The organism is Paenalcaligenes sp. DL 463, assembly GCF_057475185.1.
Window position 1 is genome coordinate 617,551 of record NZ_JBYBKX010000001.1, and the last position, 16,110, is coordinate 633,660.

General features: G+C 51.7%; 17 protein-coding genes. 14 read left to right on the top strand and 3 right to left on the bottom strand.

The features are described from left to right. Positions 1-9: 9 nt before the first annotated feature. The 9 genes from AC2UZI_RS02840 to AC2UZI_RS02880 are packed head-to-tail and all read left to right on the top strand — an operon-like array spanning position 10 to position 8,744. On the top strand, positions 10-621 hold the full coding sequence (locus tag AC2UZI_RS02840; RefSeq protein WP_486942313.1) for a cupin domain-containing protein: 612 nt from the start codon (positions 10-12) through the stop codon (positions 619-621). Between the two features lie 14 nt (positions 622-635). Further along, complete coding sequence (locus AC2UZI_RS02845; RefSeq protein ID WP_486942314.1) at positions 636-1,646, top strand: ABC transporter substrate-binding protein; 1,011 nt, start codon at positions 636-638, stop codon at positions 1,644-1,646. Beyond that, the gene (locus AC2UZI_RS02850; protein ID WP_486942315.1) at positions 1,639-2,421 is read left to right on the top strand and encodes an ABC transporter ATP-binding protein; all 783 of its coding nucleotides are present in this window, start codon (positions 1,639-1,641) and stop codon (positions 2,419-2,421) included. The genes AC2UZI_RS02845 and AC2UZI_RS02850 overlap by 8 nt, the downstream gene beginning before the upstream one ends. A gap of 1 nt (position 2,422) precedes the next feature. Then, positions 2,423-3,187 carry an ABC transporter permease gene (locus AC2UZI_RS02855; RefSeq protein ID WP_486942316.1) on the top strand — a complete coding sequence of 255 codons (765 nt, stop codon included), beginning with the start codon at positions 2,423-2,425 and terminating at the stop codon, positions 3,185-3,187. 14 nt (positions 3,188-3,201) lie between these two features. Further along, positions 3,202-3,981 carry an alpha/beta fold hydrolase gene (locus tag AC2UZI_RS02860; protein WP_486942317.1) on the top strand — a complete coding sequence of 260 codons (780 nt, stop codon included), beginning with the start codon at positions 3,202-3,204 and terminating at the stop codon, positions 3,979-3,981. Positions 3,982-4,015: 34 nt separating this feature from the next. Further along, a complete protein-coding gene (locus tag AC2UZI_RS02865; RefSeq protein WP_486942318.1) occupies positions 4,016-4,810 on the top strand; it encodes an SDR family oxidoreductase in 795 nt (264 codons plus the stop codon). A gap of 10 nt (positions 4,811-4,820) precedes the next feature. Next, on the top strand, positions 4,821-5,612 hold the full coding sequence (locus AC2UZI_RS02870; protein WP_486942319.1) for an aspartate dehydrogenase: 792 nt from the start codon (positions 4,821-4,823) through the stop codon (positions 5,610-5,612). Between the two features lie 14 nt (positions 5,613-5,626). Further along, positions 5,627-7,093 carry an aldehyde dehydrogenase gene (locus tag AC2UZI_RS02875; protein ID WP_486942320.1) on the top strand — a complete coding sequence of 489 codons (1,467 nt, stop codon included), beginning with the start codon at positions 5,627-5,629 and terminating at the stop codon, positions 7,091-7,093. A gap of 10 nt (positions 7,094-7,103) precedes the next feature. Continuing rightward, positions 7,104-8,744 carry a thiamine pyrophosphate-binding protein gene (locus AC2UZI_RS02880; RefSeq protein ID WP_486942321.1) on the top strand — a complete coding sequence of 547 codons (1,641 nt, stop codon included), beginning with the start codon at positions 7,104-7,106 and terminating at the stop codon, positions 8,742-8,744. Here AC2UZI_RS02880 and AC2UZI_RS02885 read toward each other — a convergent pair. The 3 genes from AC2UZI_RS02885 to pxpB all read right to left on the bottom strand — a co-directional run bounded on the left by AC2UZI_RS02885 (position 8,741) and on the right by pxpB (position 11,840). Next, complete coding sequence (locus AC2UZI_RS02885; protein WP_486942322.1) at positions 8,741-9,700, bottom strand: hypothetical protein; 960 nt, start codon at positions 9,698-9,700, stop codon at positions 8,741-8,743. The genes AC2UZI_RS02880 and AC2UZI_RS02885 overlap by 4 nt on opposite strands. Positions 9,701-10,095: 395 nt before the next feature. Then, a complete protein-coding gene (locus AC2UZI_RS02890; RefSeq protein ID WP_486942323.1) occupies positions 10,096-11,121 on the bottom strand; it encodes a 5-oxoprolinase subunit C family protein in 1,026 nt (341 codons plus the stop codon). Beyond that, entirely contained in the window at positions 11,118-11,840 is a 723-nt protein-coding gene (gene pxpB / locus AC2UZI_RS02895; protein WP_486942324.1) for a 5-oxoprolinase subunit PxpB, read from the bottom strand. Before pxpB ends, AC2UZI_RS02890 begins: the two co-directional genes overlap by 4 nt. A 222-nt stretch (positions 11,841-12,062) precedes the next feature. Here pxpB and AC2UZI_RS02900 point away from each other — a divergent pair, with 222 nt between their 5' ends. Genes AC2UZI_RS02900 through cofC form a run of 5 tightly spaced genes read left to right on the top strand, consistent with a single transcriptional unit; the run spans position 12,063 to position 16,108 of the window. Beyond that, positions 12,063-12,839 (top strand): LamB/YcsF family protein, encoded by a 777-nt coding sequence (locus AC2UZI_RS02900; protein ID WP_486942325.1) that lies wholly within the window; start codon positions 12,063-12,065, stop codon positions 12,837-12,839. 42 nt (positions 12,840-12,881) lie between these two features. Next, on the top strand, positions 12,882-13,547 hold the full coding sequence (npdG, locus tag AC2UZI_RS02905) for an NADPH-dependent F420 reductase (protein ID WP_486942326.1): 666 nt from the start codon (positions 12,882-12,884) through the stop codon (positions 13,545-13,547). Between the two features lie 6 nt (positions 13,548-13,553). After that, entirely contained in the window at positions 13,554-14,336 is a 783-nt protein-coding gene (gene cofE, locus AC2UZI_RS02910) for a coenzyme F420-0:L-glutamate ligase (protein ID WP_486942327.1), read from the top strand. A 15-nt stretch (positions 14,337-14,351) separates the two neighbouring features. Next, complete coding sequence (gene cofD / locus AC2UZI_RS02915) at positions 14,352-15,362, top strand: 2-phospho-L-lactate transferase (RefSeq protein ID WP_486942328.1); 1,011 nt, start codon at positions 14,352-14,354, stop codon at positions 15,360-15,362. Continuing rightward, positions 15,359-16,108, top strand: a complete 750-nt coding sequence (cofC, locus tag AC2UZI_RS02920; RefSeq protein ID WP_486942329.1) for a 2-phospho-L-lactate guanylyltransferase — start codon at positions 15,359-15,361, stop codon at positions 16,106-16,108. Before cofD ends, cofC begins: the two co-directional genes overlap by 4 nt. The last annotated feature ends 2 nt before the right edge of the window (positions 16,109-16,110 follow it).

The following is a 16,110-nucleotide window of genomic DNA, read 5'->3' on the forward strand; positions in this document are numbered from 1 at the left end:
GAGGAAAAAATGAACGATTTGAAGCCTGAGCACGATACACCCATTCCAGACCAAGAAAATCCGCTGTTTGAAAGTTGGAAACGACCCAAGGACAAGACGTTACAGGAATGGATTGAAACCCGAGTGTCTCGTAAAAAAACGCGTCAATACGATTGGAACGCATTAGGTTGGCAAGCCGATGTTGATCCTTTGTACCGACGTGCGCAGACACGTTATATCGGTACAGGTGCTGCAGGCGTTCAGCATGATGACAATGTGATACCTGCGGAGCACTTCACTTTCTCAACCATGATTCTACCCGCGGGATGTGAGGGCCCTCTGCATGTGCACCACGACGTGGAAGAAGCTTTTTTCATCTTACGCGGTGATGCGGTCCGACTGTTCTTAGAGTATCAGGGAGAGCGCTGTGAGCTGGTGTTGAACGAGCGCGATGTGATCTCGGTACCTCCAGGCGTATACAGAGGCCTGCGCAATGAGAGTCAAGAAGAAGCATTAATGTGCGTCATGTTGGGAGCAAATCGTCCAGACCTACCGGAGTATCCCGCGGATCACCCCTTAACTGCAGCAAAGAAAGCACGTGCTCAAGCTGCTGCAATGTTAAAAAGTCAGACTAAAGCGTAAGACGGAGACAAGTTATGAACCGTAGAAAATTTCTGATCAGTAGTCTCGGCGCTATGGGTGCCATGAGTCTGCCCTTTGCTTCAAGTGTTGCCTTTTCACAATCCACAGGCATTTACACCTACCTCACGCCAATGACGTTGTCGTTAGCATTCGCGCCGATTCTGTACCCCAGCGCAGTGGGTGATTACGACAAAATGGGCTTGGATGTGAAAGTGGAAGTGGGGCGTGGTGCAGGCCAAGTTATTCAATTAACTGCCGCCAAACAGGTGGATTCTGGCCGTACCGGCGGAGCCAATTACATGGCCGCTCGAGCTCAAGAAAACTCAGATGTGATTGCCTTTGCCACCATCGCACAAATTTCACCCTTTGTCGTGATTTCATCTGAAGAAAAAGCCGTTCGCTCAGTACAAGAGCTGGAAGGGAAGATTGTAGGCATGGCCTCCTTCGGTGGCTCCATGGAAGCGACGTTGAACCTCATGTTGGCAAAAGCGGGCATTGATCCTAAGTCAGTGCGCCGAGAGCGTGTGGCAGATGGCCCGGCATCGTTTGCGATGGTAGAGGCTGGCCGTATTCACGCCTTTTTTGGTAACACTAGTACCGTGTCTCGCTTACGTGCCGAGGACTATCCTTTGCAAGTGATGGCGGTTGATGACGGCGTGCCTGGACAGGTATACGTAGCTCGTGAAGCCGAATTGGCCGAGAACCGTGCCCAGCATGTGACCTTTTTGAAAGGCGCACGTGAAGCGGTGCTGCGTATAGCAGACATGAATGACCAAGAGTTGCTTGACGTTATTCGAGTCATTGGCAGTAAGTATGACGTGCCAGGCATCGAGAAAGAGGACATCGCGCTGAGCGATCTTAAAGGTAATCGCGAACTGTGGTTAGCACAGGGCAAAGACAACGTACTACGTAATGTTCCTGAGCAATGGGAGCAAGGGCAAAAACTGTTGTTGGACGCCGGCCTGATGAACGAGACCTCTCGTAATCTTTACGATAACGCTATTTGGGAGGCGACCCTTGCCTGATCGTAAGCAAGTAGAACAAGGCGAGCGACAGAAGGTGGTTAGCTTTGACAATGTGTCAAAGCACTTCGAAACTCGCACGGGCACCACCATCGCGTTAGAGCGCGTAAACCAGCATATTTATGCAGGTGAGTTTGTCGCCGTGATCGGTCCTTCCGGTTGCGGTAAATCCACCTTGTTGCGTTTGTTGTGTGGGTTAGAGCAGCCAACAGAGGGCAAGGTGGTTTTGCCCTTTAATGGCGCGGATGCTAACTCAGCGATCGGTGTGGCCTTCCAAGAGCATCGCTTATTGCCCTGGTTGAATATTAAGAAAAATATTCTCTTACCTAAGCTCATGCACGGCAGTGTGACGGCCGAAGATGAAGAAAGGGCCATGGTATTAAGCGAGATGGTGGGGCTAAAGGGCTTCGAAGAAAAACGCCCTTCTGAGCTCTCAGGGGGGATGCGTCAGCGTGCATCATTTGCTCGTGCGCTATTTTCTCGTCCGAGCTTGTTGTTGTTGGATGAGCCCTTTGGCGCGCTGGACGCACTGACTCGTGAAAAAATTATTGCGGATGCTGAGGCAATTTGGTTAGACCAAAAGTTTGGTGCCTTCTTGATTACGCATTCCATCAGCGAGGCGGTTCATCTAGCAGATCGGGTACTCGTTATGTCAGCTCGCCCTGGGCGAATCGTGGCAGAAGTGCCCATCACGCTTGAGCGGCCACGTACTAACTTCTTGAGTGACCCTGAGTTTGCTCGACTTTGTGACGAGTTGCGTCATCATCTGGAGCTATAACGTGAATCGACTCCTTATTCAAATTAGTTCGGTGGTGGTTTTTTTCCTATTGTGGAAAGGCTACGTGTCATTTTTTGGCGTGTCCCCTTTAGTCTTGCCACCACCTGAAGACGTGCTCAATGCATTGATCCGATTAATGCAGCGCGACGATACGTACTATCACATCTATACGACGCTGGCTGAATGCTTAGGTGGCTTCGTTATTGCTGTTGTTTTCGGTACGGTCATGGGGCAGCTGTTGGGTCGAATTGCGATTCTGGATACGATCTTTAAGCCTTTTGTGATTGCCTTGCAGTTGACGCCTAAAGTGGCTTTGATTCCATTGTTCATTCTTTGGTTTGGCTTTGGCATCGAATCAAAAATCATTATTTCTGCATTGCTGGCATTTTTCCCCGTGTTCTCCAACAGTTACTTAGGCGCCAAATCTGTTGATACCGGCTTGATCGAAGTGTTCCATGTTGGGCAAGCCACTTCTTGGCAACGATTCAGACTGTTGGTTATTCCAGCATCGCTTCCCTACATTTTGACCGGAATGGAAATGGCGATCGTGCTTGCCATTATTGGCGCCGTGGTGTCAGAGTTCGTTGCTGGCTCCAGAGGGCTTGGCTATTTGGCCACCATCAAGCTGCAAGACTTAGAGGTTGATACCTTATTTGCGGTGGTCATTTTGCTTGCCATGATTGGGTTTGTGCTCTATTTCACCGTGGGCTCGCTTCGCAAAGTTGTGATTCCATGGCATGAGTCCGCACAAAAAGCGAAGCATTAAAAAAGGGGGCGGTTATGCAAGATCATTCTTCCTCGGCCCCTCATTTCTCTTTTTTGCAGAGTGAGGGGATGGGTGAATGTTTTGTGTTGTTGCATGGCATTAGCTCCGGCGCGGCCTCTTGGTCTAAGCAGTTGGCCGCTGATGGAGCGCATCATTGTCTATTGGCATGGGATGCGCCGGGCTACGGGGGGAGTTCCTTGCTGGACACCCCCACCCCGAATGCCAAAGATTATGCACAACGCCTAAAGCAACTTATCACTCAGCGCAATATCAAGCGCTTCACCTTAGTGGGCCATTCGTTGGGTGCGCTTATGGCCAGTGCCTATGCCGCGATGTACCCCGAGGATGTGAGTCGACTGGTATTGGCCAGTGTGGCCCAAGGCTATGGCTTAGCAGACGAGCAAAAAAAGCAACAGGTTTACCAGTTGCGCCCTCAGATGTTGGCTCGTCTTGGTCCTAAGGGCTTAGCAAAAGAACGGGGACCCGCCTTGTTAGGGCGGCCCACGGCTGAGAATTTAGCCTTGGTTAAACAGGTGATGGCAAGGTTGACGCAATCCGGCTTTGAAGGGGCCTCTTACCTGTTGGCTTATGACAGTATCGAGCATTACTTAGGGGGGGTGTCGTGCCCCGTGCAAATGCTGGTCGGAACACTGGATACCATCACCCCGCTGGATGACATGCGGTTGCTACAGCAACGTTATCCACATATCGAATTGAGCGCGATAGAACAAGCCGGACATCTGCTGTATGTGGATCAGCCTGAACGGTTTTCGTCTTTGGTTTTTAAGGCATAGGCCAAATTGACCTCAAATCATGGCGTATTAAAACATGAGTTTTCTTATTGAGAATAAGGTGGCTGTTGTCACAGGCGGTTCGTCGGGTATTGGTTTGGAAACAGTCCGGCTACTGCTACAGCAAGGCGCAAAAGTTGCATGGTGTGGACGCGACTCGTCGCGCTTAGCGGCATCGATGCAACATCTAGCCGTGGATTTTCCGTCCAGTGCGATGCACAGTCAGCCCTGTGATGTATTGGATGCGACGTCGGTCGATCATTTTATGACGTCTGTAGTTGAACGCTTCGGCCAAGTGGACATGTTGATTAACAATGCGGGTCAGGGGATGGTGGCCGGCTTTGAGCAGACGCAAGACGAGGACTGGCTGAATGAAGTGAAACTTAAGTATTTCAGCGTGTTGAATCCGGTGAAATGCGCATTGCCACATTTACGAAAGTCGTCGATAGCATCCATCAGCAACGTGAACTCGTTGTTGGCACTTAAGCCCGAGCCACACATGATTGCTACCTCCGCGGCGCGTGCAGGTCTATTGAACTTAAGCAAAAACTTAGCGCATGAATTATTGAAAGATGGTGTGCGCGTGAATTCCATTTTGCTTGGCATGGTGGAATCAGGTCAATGGCGTCGGCGTTTTGAACACCGTTCAGATCCAAATCAAGGTTGGGAGGAGTGGATAGCCGGCATCGCACAGAAGCGTGGTATTCCGATGGGACGTTTGGGCAAGCCCATTGAAGCGGCTCGTGCACTGGTTTTCCTTGCGTCGCCATTATCGTCATACACCACCGGCTCAGTTATTGATGTGTCGGGTGGATTCAGCAAAGAAATATAGGTTGAGAATAATGAAGAAAATCGCATTTATTGGTTACGGGGCGATGGCGAGAACCGTGCGCGAGCATTTACCTGACTCGTTGCAGTTGGCTTGGGTTGTGACCATGGAAGGCAGTCAAGAGGCGTTACAGCACGAGCTAGGTCCAGACGTTCAGGTGGTAACGCATAGTCGAGATATTCAGGGTGCCCCTGATTTGGTGCTAGAGATGGCAGGACAAGAAGGGCTTAAGGCTCACGTCTTCGATGTGCTGCAACGAGGGTGGCGTCTTGCCGTGATTTCGGTGGGTGCTTTTGCCGATGACGCCTTTGAACGGGCGGTGCGCCAGGCGGCAGCGCAACACAATACGCAGGTTTTGGTGTTAGCAGGAGCCATTGCTGGCGTAGACGGCCTCGCCGCAGCGCGTGTGATGGGGTTGTCCAAGGTTGTTTACCAAGGTAGAAAACGCCCAGCCAGTTGGAAGGGAAGTCATGCTGAGACATTGGTTGATTTGGATGCGTTAACCGAGGCCACAGTGTTCTTCAAAGGAAGTGCACGAGAAGCGGCTCGCCTCTTTCCCGCTAACGCCAACGTAGCCGCAACGATTGCACTGGCAGGGGTAGGCATGGATGACACACAGGTTGAACTTATTGCCGACCCAAGTATGACGCGGAATCAACATCAAATACGAGCCGAAGGAGGGTTTGGTGAAATGCAGATCGAGATGCAAGGCGTGTCACTCGCCAATAACCCCAAAACCTCAACCTTAGCGGCCTTAAGCGTGGTGCGGGCCTGCTTGCAGGTTGATGGCGGTCTTGTGGTGTAACCCAGGCAGAGAAAATGAAAGCATTGTATATAGCGGGTGAGTGGCGAGAAGGGCGTGGACAAGTCGGACAGAGTTACTTTCCGGCTGATGGCAGCTTGAACGCTGAGTTTTCCACAGCCAGCCCGGAAGACGTGAACGAAGCGATTGAACGGGCGGATGCAGCATGGCAAGCCCCCCAGTGGCGTGATAGCTTACCGACAGTGCGGGCACGTGTTTTATACCGGGTGGCCGAGCTAATTGAGCGAGATGCTACGCGTCTTGCCGCCTTACAAACCCGAGACAATGGAAAGCCGCTGAGTGAGACACGTGGTTTGGTGATGAGTGCGGCGGCCACAGCGCGTTATGTGGCGGCCAGTTTAGAGACGCTGGACACCGAGCTAACCAATCCGCGATCCCAAGACTTGTTAACACTAAGCGTACACGAACCATTGGGTGTTATTGCGGCGATTACGCCTTGGAATTCTCCCATCGCGTCTGAAATGCAAAAGCTGGCGCCTGCTTTAGCGGCTGGCAATGCGGTGATCTTAAAGCCAGCAGAGTTAACCTCGTTGGTGGCCTTAGAGCTAGCGAAGCTATTTGAAGAAGCTGGTTTGCCCAAAGGGCTGTTGAGCGTGTTGCCGGGTAAAGGCTCCGTCGTGGGGGACGCCATCGTACGGCACCCACTGGTCAAGAAAATTTCGTTTACCGGCGGAACGCGCACAGGACGTCAATTGGCGCATATTGCCGCCGAGCGTTTGATTGGCACCTCGTTAGAGCTTGGCGGGAAATCTCCTACGATCGTACTGGAAGATGCCGACGTGGATATCGCTGTGAATGGCGTTATTTACGGTATTTTCAGCTCAGCGGGTCAAGCGTGTATTGCGGGCTCCCGCTTGTTTGTGCATCGCCGCCTTTATCACGACTTTGTAGAGAAACTGACAACTAAAGCGAAAGCATTACGCGTTGGCCATCCCGAGCACGAAGGCACGCAAGTGGGGCCGCTGATTGACGAGAAACACCTGCAGTCAGTGGACGCCTATGTGCAGCAAGCCATTGCTGAGGGTGCAGAGGTGTTACTGGGTGGTTATCGACTAGAGCAAGGCGAATTTGCCAAGGGCAGTTACTATGCGCCCACCATTCTGTCTGGGCTTTCGAATCAGGCGACGGTGTGCCAGGAAGAAATTTTTGGACCCGTCTTGGTTGTAATGCCGTTTGAAGACGAAAGCGATTTAGTGGTGGCCGCCAATGACAGTGTGTATGGATTAGCGGCGGGCATTTGGACAGAGAACTATCGCCGAGCATGGCGTTTAGCCAGGGCGCTAGACGTAGGCACCGTTTGGATCAACACGTATAAGAAATTTTCGATTTCCACTCCTTTTGGTGGTTTCAAAGAAAGTGGCGTAGGGCGGGAAAAAGGGCGTCTTAGTATTTTGTCCTATATGCAGCAAAAAAGTATTTATATCGGCCTCAATGATCAGCCCGACTCGTGGTGCGACAGTTAAGGAAAAAACAATGACAGAAAAAGTAACGGTTGGAGAAGCCATTGCACGGCTGCTTGAGGCACATAAGGTCCAGACGCTGTATGGCGTCGTTTCCATTCATAATTTGCCCATTGCCGATGCCATTGGTCGACGTGGAAAAATTGATTTTGTTTGTGCGAGAGGTGAGGCGGGTTGTGTCACCATGGCCGATGCTCAAGCCCGCTTTGAAGGCTTAGGCGTTGCGTTGACGAGCACGGGAGCTGGGGCCGGAAACGCGGTTGGCTCGCTAATTGAAGCGTGTAATGCGGCCAGTCCGGTTTTGCACTTAACGGGACAAGTTGAGCGAGAATACCTAGACCGTGATGCTAGCTTTATTCACGAGGCTAAAGATCAGCTTGGTTTTTTGCGATCTGCCAGTAAAGCCGCGTTTCGTGTGACGCATCCAGAACAGGCAATCGGTATCGTGCGTGAGGCCATCCGTGTGGCAACGACGGTACCGATGGGGCCTGTTAGCGTCGAGATTCCCGTCGATGTTCAGGCGGCCGAGATTGAACTGCCTAACGAGCTGCATCCGGTGCAAGCACTGTGTCTTCCTACCTTAAACAGCGAAGACCGCTCGTTATTACATCGTAAGCTTCAGCAGGCGAAACGACCCATTATTTGGGTTGGCGGCGGTGCCTTGCATGCGACGCGTGAAATACGGGCATTGGCTGATCTGGGTATTCCGGTCGTAAGTTCTACCCATGCGCGTGGCGTACTGGCTGACAGCCACCCACGTAGCTTAGGCGCTTTTCATAATGCCGAGAGTGTTGAGAACGTAATTCAGGGGGCTGACTTAGCGGTCGTGGTGGGTTCGCGCTTACGCAGCAACGAAACAAAAAGCTATACCTTGCCGTTTCCGAAGGCCTTAATCCAGATCGATGCTGTACCTGTGGCGCAGCAACGAAATTACACGGTGCAGCACTTTATTTGTGCCGACGCGAAAGAAGCGTTAAGCGCTGTAGTGCAAGACCTCGGTAAACATCGTTTTGAAGACCCTAAATACGATGAACAAATTCAACAAGCGCGTGCTGAGGCCGTGACGCAGCTACGCGATCAACTAGGGCCTTACGCCGAGATATGTTTTGCCTTACGTCAGGCGTTGCCCGATGACGGCATTCTTGTGCGCGACATCACCATGTCGGGCAGCACATGGGGAAGTCGTTTATTTCCTATCGAGGCCCCCCTGCGTAATATCCATTCTTTAGCAGGGGCAATCGGTTTGGGTCTGGCGCATGCTATCGGTACCGCTAAGGCAAATCCAGATAAAAAAGTGGTGGCGTTAGTGGGTGATGGCGGCTTAATGCTAGGTATTGGCGAAATAGCCACCATGGTGCAAGAGCAAATAAATATCGTTTTGCTGGTGATGAACGATGGGGGGTATGGTGTGATGCGAGGTATACAACGTCGCTATTTTGATGACCGGCAATACTTCAATCGTTTACACACGCCGAGTTACCGTGACTTGGGGGCGTCAATGGGGTGTCAAAGCTACTTAGTGAAGTCTGTGTCCGAATTTGATGAGGTCATTCAACAGGCGGTTGCCCTTAAGGGGCCTTCGGTTGTTGAAGTTGACATGGCGAGTATTGGACCCTTGAACTTCGCTGGACCACCACAAAAGAAATTGTATTAGCGCGATTCCTGTTGAAGGTATCGTGGTGCAGGCCAAATGTGTGTGGACACGGTGGCCTGCATTGCCGAATCATCTGTTGCTTCAGGGGCGTCTTCGGGTGTGCAGTGCTGAAGTGCTGCCTGTAGTTTTTCTAGCGCCGCTATCCCCGTACTGCCTTGCGTGACCTCGTTCCACCATAGGCGATGCACACTCCGTACTCGCACCGGAATAGAGGGTAGGCCAACGCGTTGAGCCATCGCGAGACGGTGCAGTCCCCGGTTAACCTTTACGATTCGCCCATGGCGTGTAATCGCAATGCCCAAGGCGTCTTTGCCTCGCGACGGGTCAAAGCCGTTAATGGCCATGTCGTCCATAAAATCAATGTAAATCTGCAGGTAGTCTCGAATCTTTTCCGAGCTGTCGAGTAGCACCCCTTTTTGGTGCGAAGCCCAAGGAGACCCCTGTTCAATACACGCCATTAACTTCTGAAAATGCGTTGTACGTTCAAGCTGACCTCGGTTTTCATCCAGTTCACTAATCAGTTGATAGCGTGAGCCATCACGTAAATCCTCACTGTATTGATCCCACGAACCATTCCAAATAAAGGCTAACGAAGAGGGGCGTTTCTCATCGCTTTGAGGGTTGGGCTCGGTAATACGTGTCAGTTTACGAGGGTCTACATGCAGGGTAAGGGCGTCGTCTCCCAGCACTTCTTCAATAATATGACGTGGTAGACCAAAGGCTTCCACGCATTGACTGGCGGTTTTGTTTTGCATCCAGCGTTGAAGCAAGCGGCGGCCAAGGGGGCGACCAATGTATTGCTGTATGGCGAGACGGTATTTAACCGTGAGGTGTGCGACTAAAACGCGTTGTTTGATCTTGGGGGTCGTGAGCGGTGCAAAGGCCTCATCCGCACCGGGGCCAAGCATCCCCGATGTGTACTTGAGTGTTAACAGTTCTTTCCAGAATCTTTGCATGGTTTCGCGCTACGTAATGCTTATTCCTTTTCTTCGTGCGGTGACAAGAGTGTTAAAAAGAAGGTAATAGGAATAAGTCGTGGTTTTGGGAAGTCGCTTGCTAAGCAGCTCTTTCACAAAGCCTAGACATCAGGATATTTTTATCCTTGGTTTTTTGCTTTGTCATGCCCACAGGTCTTAATTTTCGGCGTTATCGACCTTGTTGGGATGAGACATTATCATATCATTTAATACATTTCTGTACAGACCGAGACTGAGTCTTTACATTTGGAATACATTTATCGCGATAAAGCTGTTGATTCATGGTTGCTAAAGAGAACAGGGCGCATTATTCGTAGCCCAAACCGTAGGGGGTCGTGTTTGGGCTACCGCGTTACTGAAGCATAAGTATTCGGTTAGATGACACCGCTGACTAAGTTTTCGCTGCGTAAGGCGGCCAGATCCAGCACGCCTTCTGGCGCTCTTTCTTTAAGTCCGGTATCTATTAACGCTAAAAGCTTCTTTTCTTGCGCACGTGCCAAATCTTCAGCTTCTTCTAGGCTGACGGCGATAAATCGAAGCGTAGAGCTGGGAGGACGTCGGCTTAGTACGGGAATGTCGACTGAGATGACGGTAGCGATTTTTGGGTAGCCGCCCGTGGTTTGTGCATCGGCTAACAGCACAATGGGTAGCCCAGAGCCCGGCACTTGTATGGCTCCGCTAACAATGCCATCCGAGACCAAGTCATAGCCGCTAACGTGCGCTAAGGTGGGGCCTTCTAGTCTAAACCCCATTCTGTCGGCTTGGGTAGACACCGTGTATTCAGAATGCAAAAAGCTATGCAAGGCTTCATCGCTAAAGTAATCCGCCTGAGGGCCGAGCACCACGCGTATGTCTTGGGTATAGCCATAGTCAAAGGTGGCATCCAGTTCGAGCTCCGCTCGTGTGGCAACGTGGCTGAGTGTCAGTGGAATGGTCTCGTTCCGCTGCAAGGTACGACCTGTTAAGCCTCCTAAGGCTCCGCGCACATAGGTGGACGTGCTTCCTAGTTCAGGCGCCACGTCTATGCCACCCTCGATGGCGAGATAGCTGCACAGAGACTCACCAAGTTTGGTGACGCGAATTTTGTCGCCGCGTATGGCGCGAGCGCTGCGTCCTGCCGGAATAACACGCGTACGTGAGCCGATGATTTCAAACGTACCATCACAACCAAAAAGGGCCACTCGTACGGAATCGGCTTGCACCTCAACGGTTAGGCCGTGCAAAATCATCTCAAGCACGGGTGTATTGGCCGGATTGCCAACTAGCGCATTGGCCAGCCGCGCACTTACTTTATCGAGTGCCCCCGAAACTGGAACACCCACATCTTGATAACCGTAACGGCCCATGTCTTGGATGGTTGTGTGCATGCCGGGGTCAAGCACGGTAATCACTGCTGTCATGATGAAACCTTCTCAATTAGTACGTTAAAGTGGTTTGCCTCAACATCGTCACGGATGGTCTGAAACTGTGCGGCGCTGACAGGTTCAAAACGGACTTTGTCCCCCGGACGAAATAAGGCAGGGGATTGACGCTCTACATCAAAAAGCTTGACGGGAGTGGCGCCAATTAAGTGCCAGCCACCGGGGCTCTCTAATGGGTAGATGGCTGTCATGGTGGAAGCAATGGCTACCGACCCGGGGGCCACTCGCATGCGGGGGTCTGCTCGCCGAGGGAGGACGAGCCTTTCAGGAAGATCCCCCATATAAGGGTAGCCGGGCACGAAGCCCAACATATACACATGAAAAAGCGTGTTGCTATGAGTTTCAACCACTTCTGCCGGACTCATGCCCGTTAAACGTGCTACGTCTTCTAAGTCGGGCGCGTGCTCTCCTTCGTAGCAAACAGGAATACTAAGTTGTCTTGCTTCAGAGGCTTGAGAATCCACGTTGTCCAGCAGGGTTGCCAAACGGGCTTTCAATTCCGAAGCACTGGTTTGTAGAGGGTCGTAGTTGACCAGTAGTGACCTAAAGGTAGGCACTAAATCGGTGACGCCTGAAACGGCATTTGCACGGATTTGGCGGCTAAGCTGTAGCACACGTGTACTGAGCTCACGGTCAATAATGTCACCGAACTGCACCACTATTGCTGTGTCTCCTGCATTTAAAAAATGCACTGTCATTTTTTTACTCCCAGATTGCTCATTGTTGAACATCACAAGGTGATCGATAAAAACTGAATCTAAGTGTGGTCGTATTGTCTTTCTATTAATAGTACAATATACTGACTGCGAAACATATACATAATTATTTCAAACAAGAACGAGCTGGAGACGATTTGGTGTGCATAGGTAGTTGGCACACAAGCCTTGGTCGTAATCAGCACTACTTTTGAGGATAGTGAAATGACTCTGGCGGTAAACCTTAATGCTGATATGGGTGAAGGATTCGGTGCCTACGATATCGGTGACGACAATGCAATTCTAAAAATTATCCGTTCAGCAAATATTGCATGTGGGTTTCACGCTGGTGATCCGCTCACCATGCGTCATGTCATCGAGCGAGCTGGCGAAGAGGGTGTCAGCATCGGTGCCCACCCAGGATTTAACGATTTATGGGGGTTTGGCCGTCGTCGTATTCAGATGAGTGCGAACGATCTGGAAAATTTAATTGCCTATCAGATTGGTGCGCTTCAAGCGATGGCTACATTTTCGGGTCAAAAGGTTACCCACGTGAAGCCACATGGTGCCTTGAACAACATGGCCGCCGAGAATTATGACTATGCAGCAGCCATTGGTCGCGCTATCAAAACGGTAGATCGAGACCTCATTTACGTGGCGTTGTCGGGCTCAGAGATGGAAAAAGCGGCGCTTGATTTAGGGCTGACCTTGGCTCGTGAAGGCTTTTGCGATCGTAGATACGATGACAACGGTAATTTGGTGTCGCGCTCGATTGCGGGTTCGGTCATCAAAGATCCGCAAGAGGCCACTGATCAAGTGGTGCGAATGGTGGTTGAAGGTGAAATTCTCACCGTCTCAGGTAAACGTATTAAGCGTCGCGTTGACTCATTGTGTGTACACGGGGACGAGCCGACGGCGGTTGCATTAGCGGCGAAAGTACGAGAAGGCTTGGAAGCGGCAGGCGTTAAGGTCGTTCCCCTTACAGAAATGAAGTTGGCCTGATTGCCTCAACGCATCGGTCTCAATTTATCGTAGGAGCTTTATATGCAGAAATTACCTACCATTGCCGTTCTTGGTGGCACAGGTGCTTTAGGGTCGGGTTTGGCTAAACGTTGGGCGCAAGCTGGATACCCTGTCATTGTGGGTTCCCGAGCCGCTGAAAAAGCGCAAGAAGCAGCCGCGCAACTGAGTGTGCCTGCTGGTGCGCCCGCTGCACGTGGAAACAGCAACCTAGAGGCAGCTCGCGAAGGCGACATTGTGGTGTTAACCGTGCCTTACTCGAATCACAGTGCGTTGTTAGATGAAATTAAAGACGTCGTAAACGATAAGATCGTGATCGATGCGGTCGTGGCGCTGGCGCCGCCTAAGGTGGCGGTAGTCCAATTGCCCGCTGAAGGGTCGGCCGGCATCATCGCTCACAACGCTATTGGTGAGCAGGCTCATGTGGTTTCCGCCTTTCAAAACGTAGGAGCAGCCAAGCTACAAGCTGATGGTCCTGTCGCGTGCGATATTTTGGTTACTGGAAACAATCCAGAAGCACGGCAAACGGTGATTGGCTTGATTGAAGCCATGGGTTTGTTTGGTGTTGATGCGGGTCCGATCGCTAACTCGGTTGCGGCCGAGGCGCTGACCTCGCTGCTAATTGGCATTAACAAACGCTACAAAGTGGATTGCGCTGGTATCCAGATTACTGGGCTTTCACGAGCGTAGTACGGTATGCAGAAACCACCCGTGCCCCCTCTGTCTTTGCAAGCATTGCATGATTTTCCTATGGTCACGTCCGACGACGATCTGGCGAGTTTATTGATCGCCAGCTTGGAAAAAAATGACATTGTTTTGCAGACAAATGACGTCTTGGTGATGGCGCAGAAGATTGTGTCTAAAGCCGAAGGCCGGCTCGTGCGTTTATGCGACGTCACCCCGTCGCCTCGAGCGCATGAAGTGGCCCAGGTTACGGGCAAAGATCCGCGCATGATCGAGCTGATCTTATCTGAAAGTCAGGATGTGATTGCTCTACGCCCTGATCTGATCATTGTCGAGCATCGGCTGGGCTACATCATGGCCAATGCCGGTGTGGATCAATCAAACATCGAGCATCCTGATGGTGAAGAGTGTGCGTTGCTGTTGCCCTTGGATCCTGATGGCACCTGTGCGCAGCTGAAAGCCGCTTTGGATGCGCACTTTAATGCTGATGTTGCTGTGTTGATCAATGACAGTTTTGGGCGACCTTGGCGTCAGGGGATTACGGGTGTGGCATTGGGGGCGGCGGGTCTACCGAGTCTTGTCAGCTTAATTGATAAGCCTGATTTGTATGGTCGGGCCATGCGGGTCTCAGAAATTGCTTTTGCCGACGAGCTAGCCGCTGCCGCGTCCCTATTAATGGGGCAAACCGATGCCGCCAAGCCGGTGGTGCACGTACGGGGGTTAACGTGGGATGCGGCAAACAATAATCCGGCGCGCACGTTACTCAGACCGAAAAAGCAAGATCTATTCCGTTAGCGATCGAGGTGCAAGATGGACATCACAAAAGAACCCACGCTTTATTGGCCCAAAGGAAGAGTGCTGGCACTGTGTGGTGGTGTAGGTGGCGCCAAGCTAGCCGCTGGCTTAAATGCATTGATAACGCAGCCCGGACAACTGCAAGTTGTCGTGAATACTGGCGATGATTTTAGCCATTTGGGCTTACAAATATGTCCTGATCTCGATTCGGTGCTGTACGCCTTAAGCGGTAAAAATGACACGGTCAGAGGCTGGGGGCGGGCGGACGAAACATGGCATTGCATGCAAGCGTTGGCCGAATTGGGTGCCGCCAACTGGTTTGCATTGGGTGATAAAGATTTAGCCGTGCATATTGAACGCACGAGACGGCTGCACGAGGGCCAAACGCTTAGTGAAATCACGGCTCAGTTTTGTCGGCAGTTTGGCATTGCAGCGCAGGTGTTGCCCATGACTGATGACACGGTCCGCTCCATGGTTCACACCGATGAAGGGGTTTTGGCCTTTCAGGATTATTTTGTTCGACGTGCCACGGAACCTTGTGTGGAAGGGGTGTCTTTTGTTGGTGCTGAAAATGCACGCCCTAATCCTGAGCTGATGAACGCATTAAATGATGATTCGCTTGAGGCGATTATTATTTGCCCGTCTAACCCTCAGTTAAGCATCGACCCTATCTTGTCGTTGCCTGGGGTGCGAGACGCATTGATAAACAGCACGGTGCCCATCGTTGCGGTGTCACCCCTAATTGGTGGTTCGGCGGTCAAGGGGCCGGCGGCAAAAATCATGAAAGAGCTGGGTTTGGCAACGAACTCTCAGGCCATCGCCGAGGTGTATCAGCCCTTCCTTAACGGGTTGGTGATTGATCATGCCGATGATCACGATTTACCGCAGCTACGTCTGCCCGCTTTAGCCACCTCTACGTTAATGCGCAATGCCACTGACGCGTTGCGCTTGGCCAGTGAAACATTGCGCTTCGCGCATGCCTTAGGTCAAAGCGCGCCAGCAACGTTGACGGAGGAATCCTTATGAGCCGTGAAAAAATAGCCGCTGTGGTGCCTGTCAAAGGTTTTGCTGCGGCCAAGCAGCGTTTGTGCTCGGTGCTAAGTCAGCGTGAGCGCGAGCAGTTAGCACGCGTCATGCTTGAAGATGTCGTTACGGTATTACGCCAGAGCGAGTCATTGTCGGCTGTTTATATTGTCACAGACGATGTAACAGTGGCTCGACTAGGACGCTCATTGGGGGCTGGAATTATCATCGATCCCATCGCGCGTGGCTTATCCGAAGCCTTAGCGCATGCGGCACAAACCTTAAGCGTATGGGGTTACGAGGGCATGATGATTGTGCCGGCAGACATTCCTGGGATCGACGTGAATGGGGTGGAGCATTTGCTTAGCGTGCACGCGGCAAGTCCTGCCGTCACGTTGGTGGCAGCCCCTTCGGATGGGGGCACGAACGTATTGCTGTGCTCTCCACCCGATGTCATTCCCAACTGTTTTGGCCTGCAAAGCTTTGCAGCACATTGCAGCGTGGCCGAATCCAAAGGGATTACGCCTAACGCCATCGTGCTACCGGGGGTGCAGTGTGATATTGATCGCCCCTCCGATTTGCTGACCTTTTTGGCAAGCCCCACCCAAACAAAGACCTATCACTATTTACGTGGAAAGCGCATCGCACAACGGTTGAGCTCTCCGCCTGCTGTGGATCGCTTGATGGCACCCGGTTACATGACGGCGTCGGTGCCACTGTCTGCAACCTCAAGTTTACAGAAAGGATGATT

What these genes read in the sequence shown, in the direction of transcription:
- AC2UZI_RS02875 (WP_486942320.1), top strand. Translation starts at nt 5,627, where the DNA reads ATGAAAGCATTGTATATAGCGGGTGAGTGGCGAGAAGGGCGTGGACAA.
- cofC (WP_486942329.1), top strand. Translation starts at nt 15,359, where the DNA reads ATGAGCCGTGAAAAAATAGCCGCTGTGGTGCCTGTCAAAGGTTTTGCT.
- pxpB (WP_486942324.1), bottom strand. Translation starts at nt 11,840, where the DNA reads ATGACAGTGCATTTTTTAAATGCAGGAGACACAGCAATAGTGGTGCAG.
- cofE (WP_486942327.1), top strand. Translation starts at nt 13,554, where the DNA reads ATGCAGAAACCACCCGTGCCCCCTCTGTCTTTGCAAGCATTGCATGAT.
- npdG (WP_486942326.1), top strand. Translation starts at nt 12,882, where the DNA reads ATGCAGAAATTACCTACCATTGCCGTTCTTGGTGGCACAGGTGCTTTA.
- AC2UZI_RS02840 (WP_486942313.1), top strand. Translation starts at nt 10, where the DNA reads ATGAACGATTTGAAGCCTGAGCACGATACACCCATTCCAGACCAAGAA.
- AC2UZI_RS02865 (WP_486942318.1), top strand. Translation starts at nt 4,016, where the DNA reads ATGAGTTTTCTTATTGAGAATAAGGTGGCTGTTGTCACAGGCGGTTCG.
- AC2UZI_RS02870 (WP_486942319.1), top strand. Translation starts at nt 4,821, where the DNA reads ATGAAGAAAATCGCATTTATTGGTTACGGGGCGATGGCGAGAACCGTG.
- AC2UZI_RS02880 (WP_486942321.1), top strand. Translation starts at nt 7,104, where the DNA reads ATGACAGAAAAAGTAACGGTTGGAGAAGCCATTGCACGGCTGCTTGAG.
- cofD (WP_486942328.1), top strand. Translation starts at nt 14,352, where the DNA reads ATGGACATCACAAAAGAACCCACGCTTTATTGGCCCAAAGGAAGAGTG.
- AC2UZI_RS02860 (WP_486942317.1), top strand. Translation starts at nt 3,202, where the DNA reads ATGCAAGATCATTCTTCCTCGGCCCCTCATTTCTCTTTTTTGCAGAGT.
- AC2UZI_RS02890 (WP_486942323.1), bottom strand. Translation starts at nt 11,121, where the DNA reads ATGACAGCAGTGATTACCGTGCTTGACCCCGGCATGCACACAACCATC.
- AC2UZI_RS02900 (WP_486942325.1), top strand. Translation starts at nt 12,063, where the DNA reads ATGACTCTGGCGGTAAACCTTAATGCTGATATGGGTGAAGGATTCGGT.
- AC2UZI_RS02885 (WP_486942322.1), bottom strand. Translation starts at nt 9,700, where the DNA reads ATGCAAAGATTCTGGAAAGAACTGTTAACACTCAAGTACACATCGGGG.
- AC2UZI_RS02845 (WP_486942314.1), top strand. Translation starts at nt 636, where the DNA reads ATGAACCGTAGAAAATTTCTGATCAGTAGTCTCGGCGCTATGGGTGCC.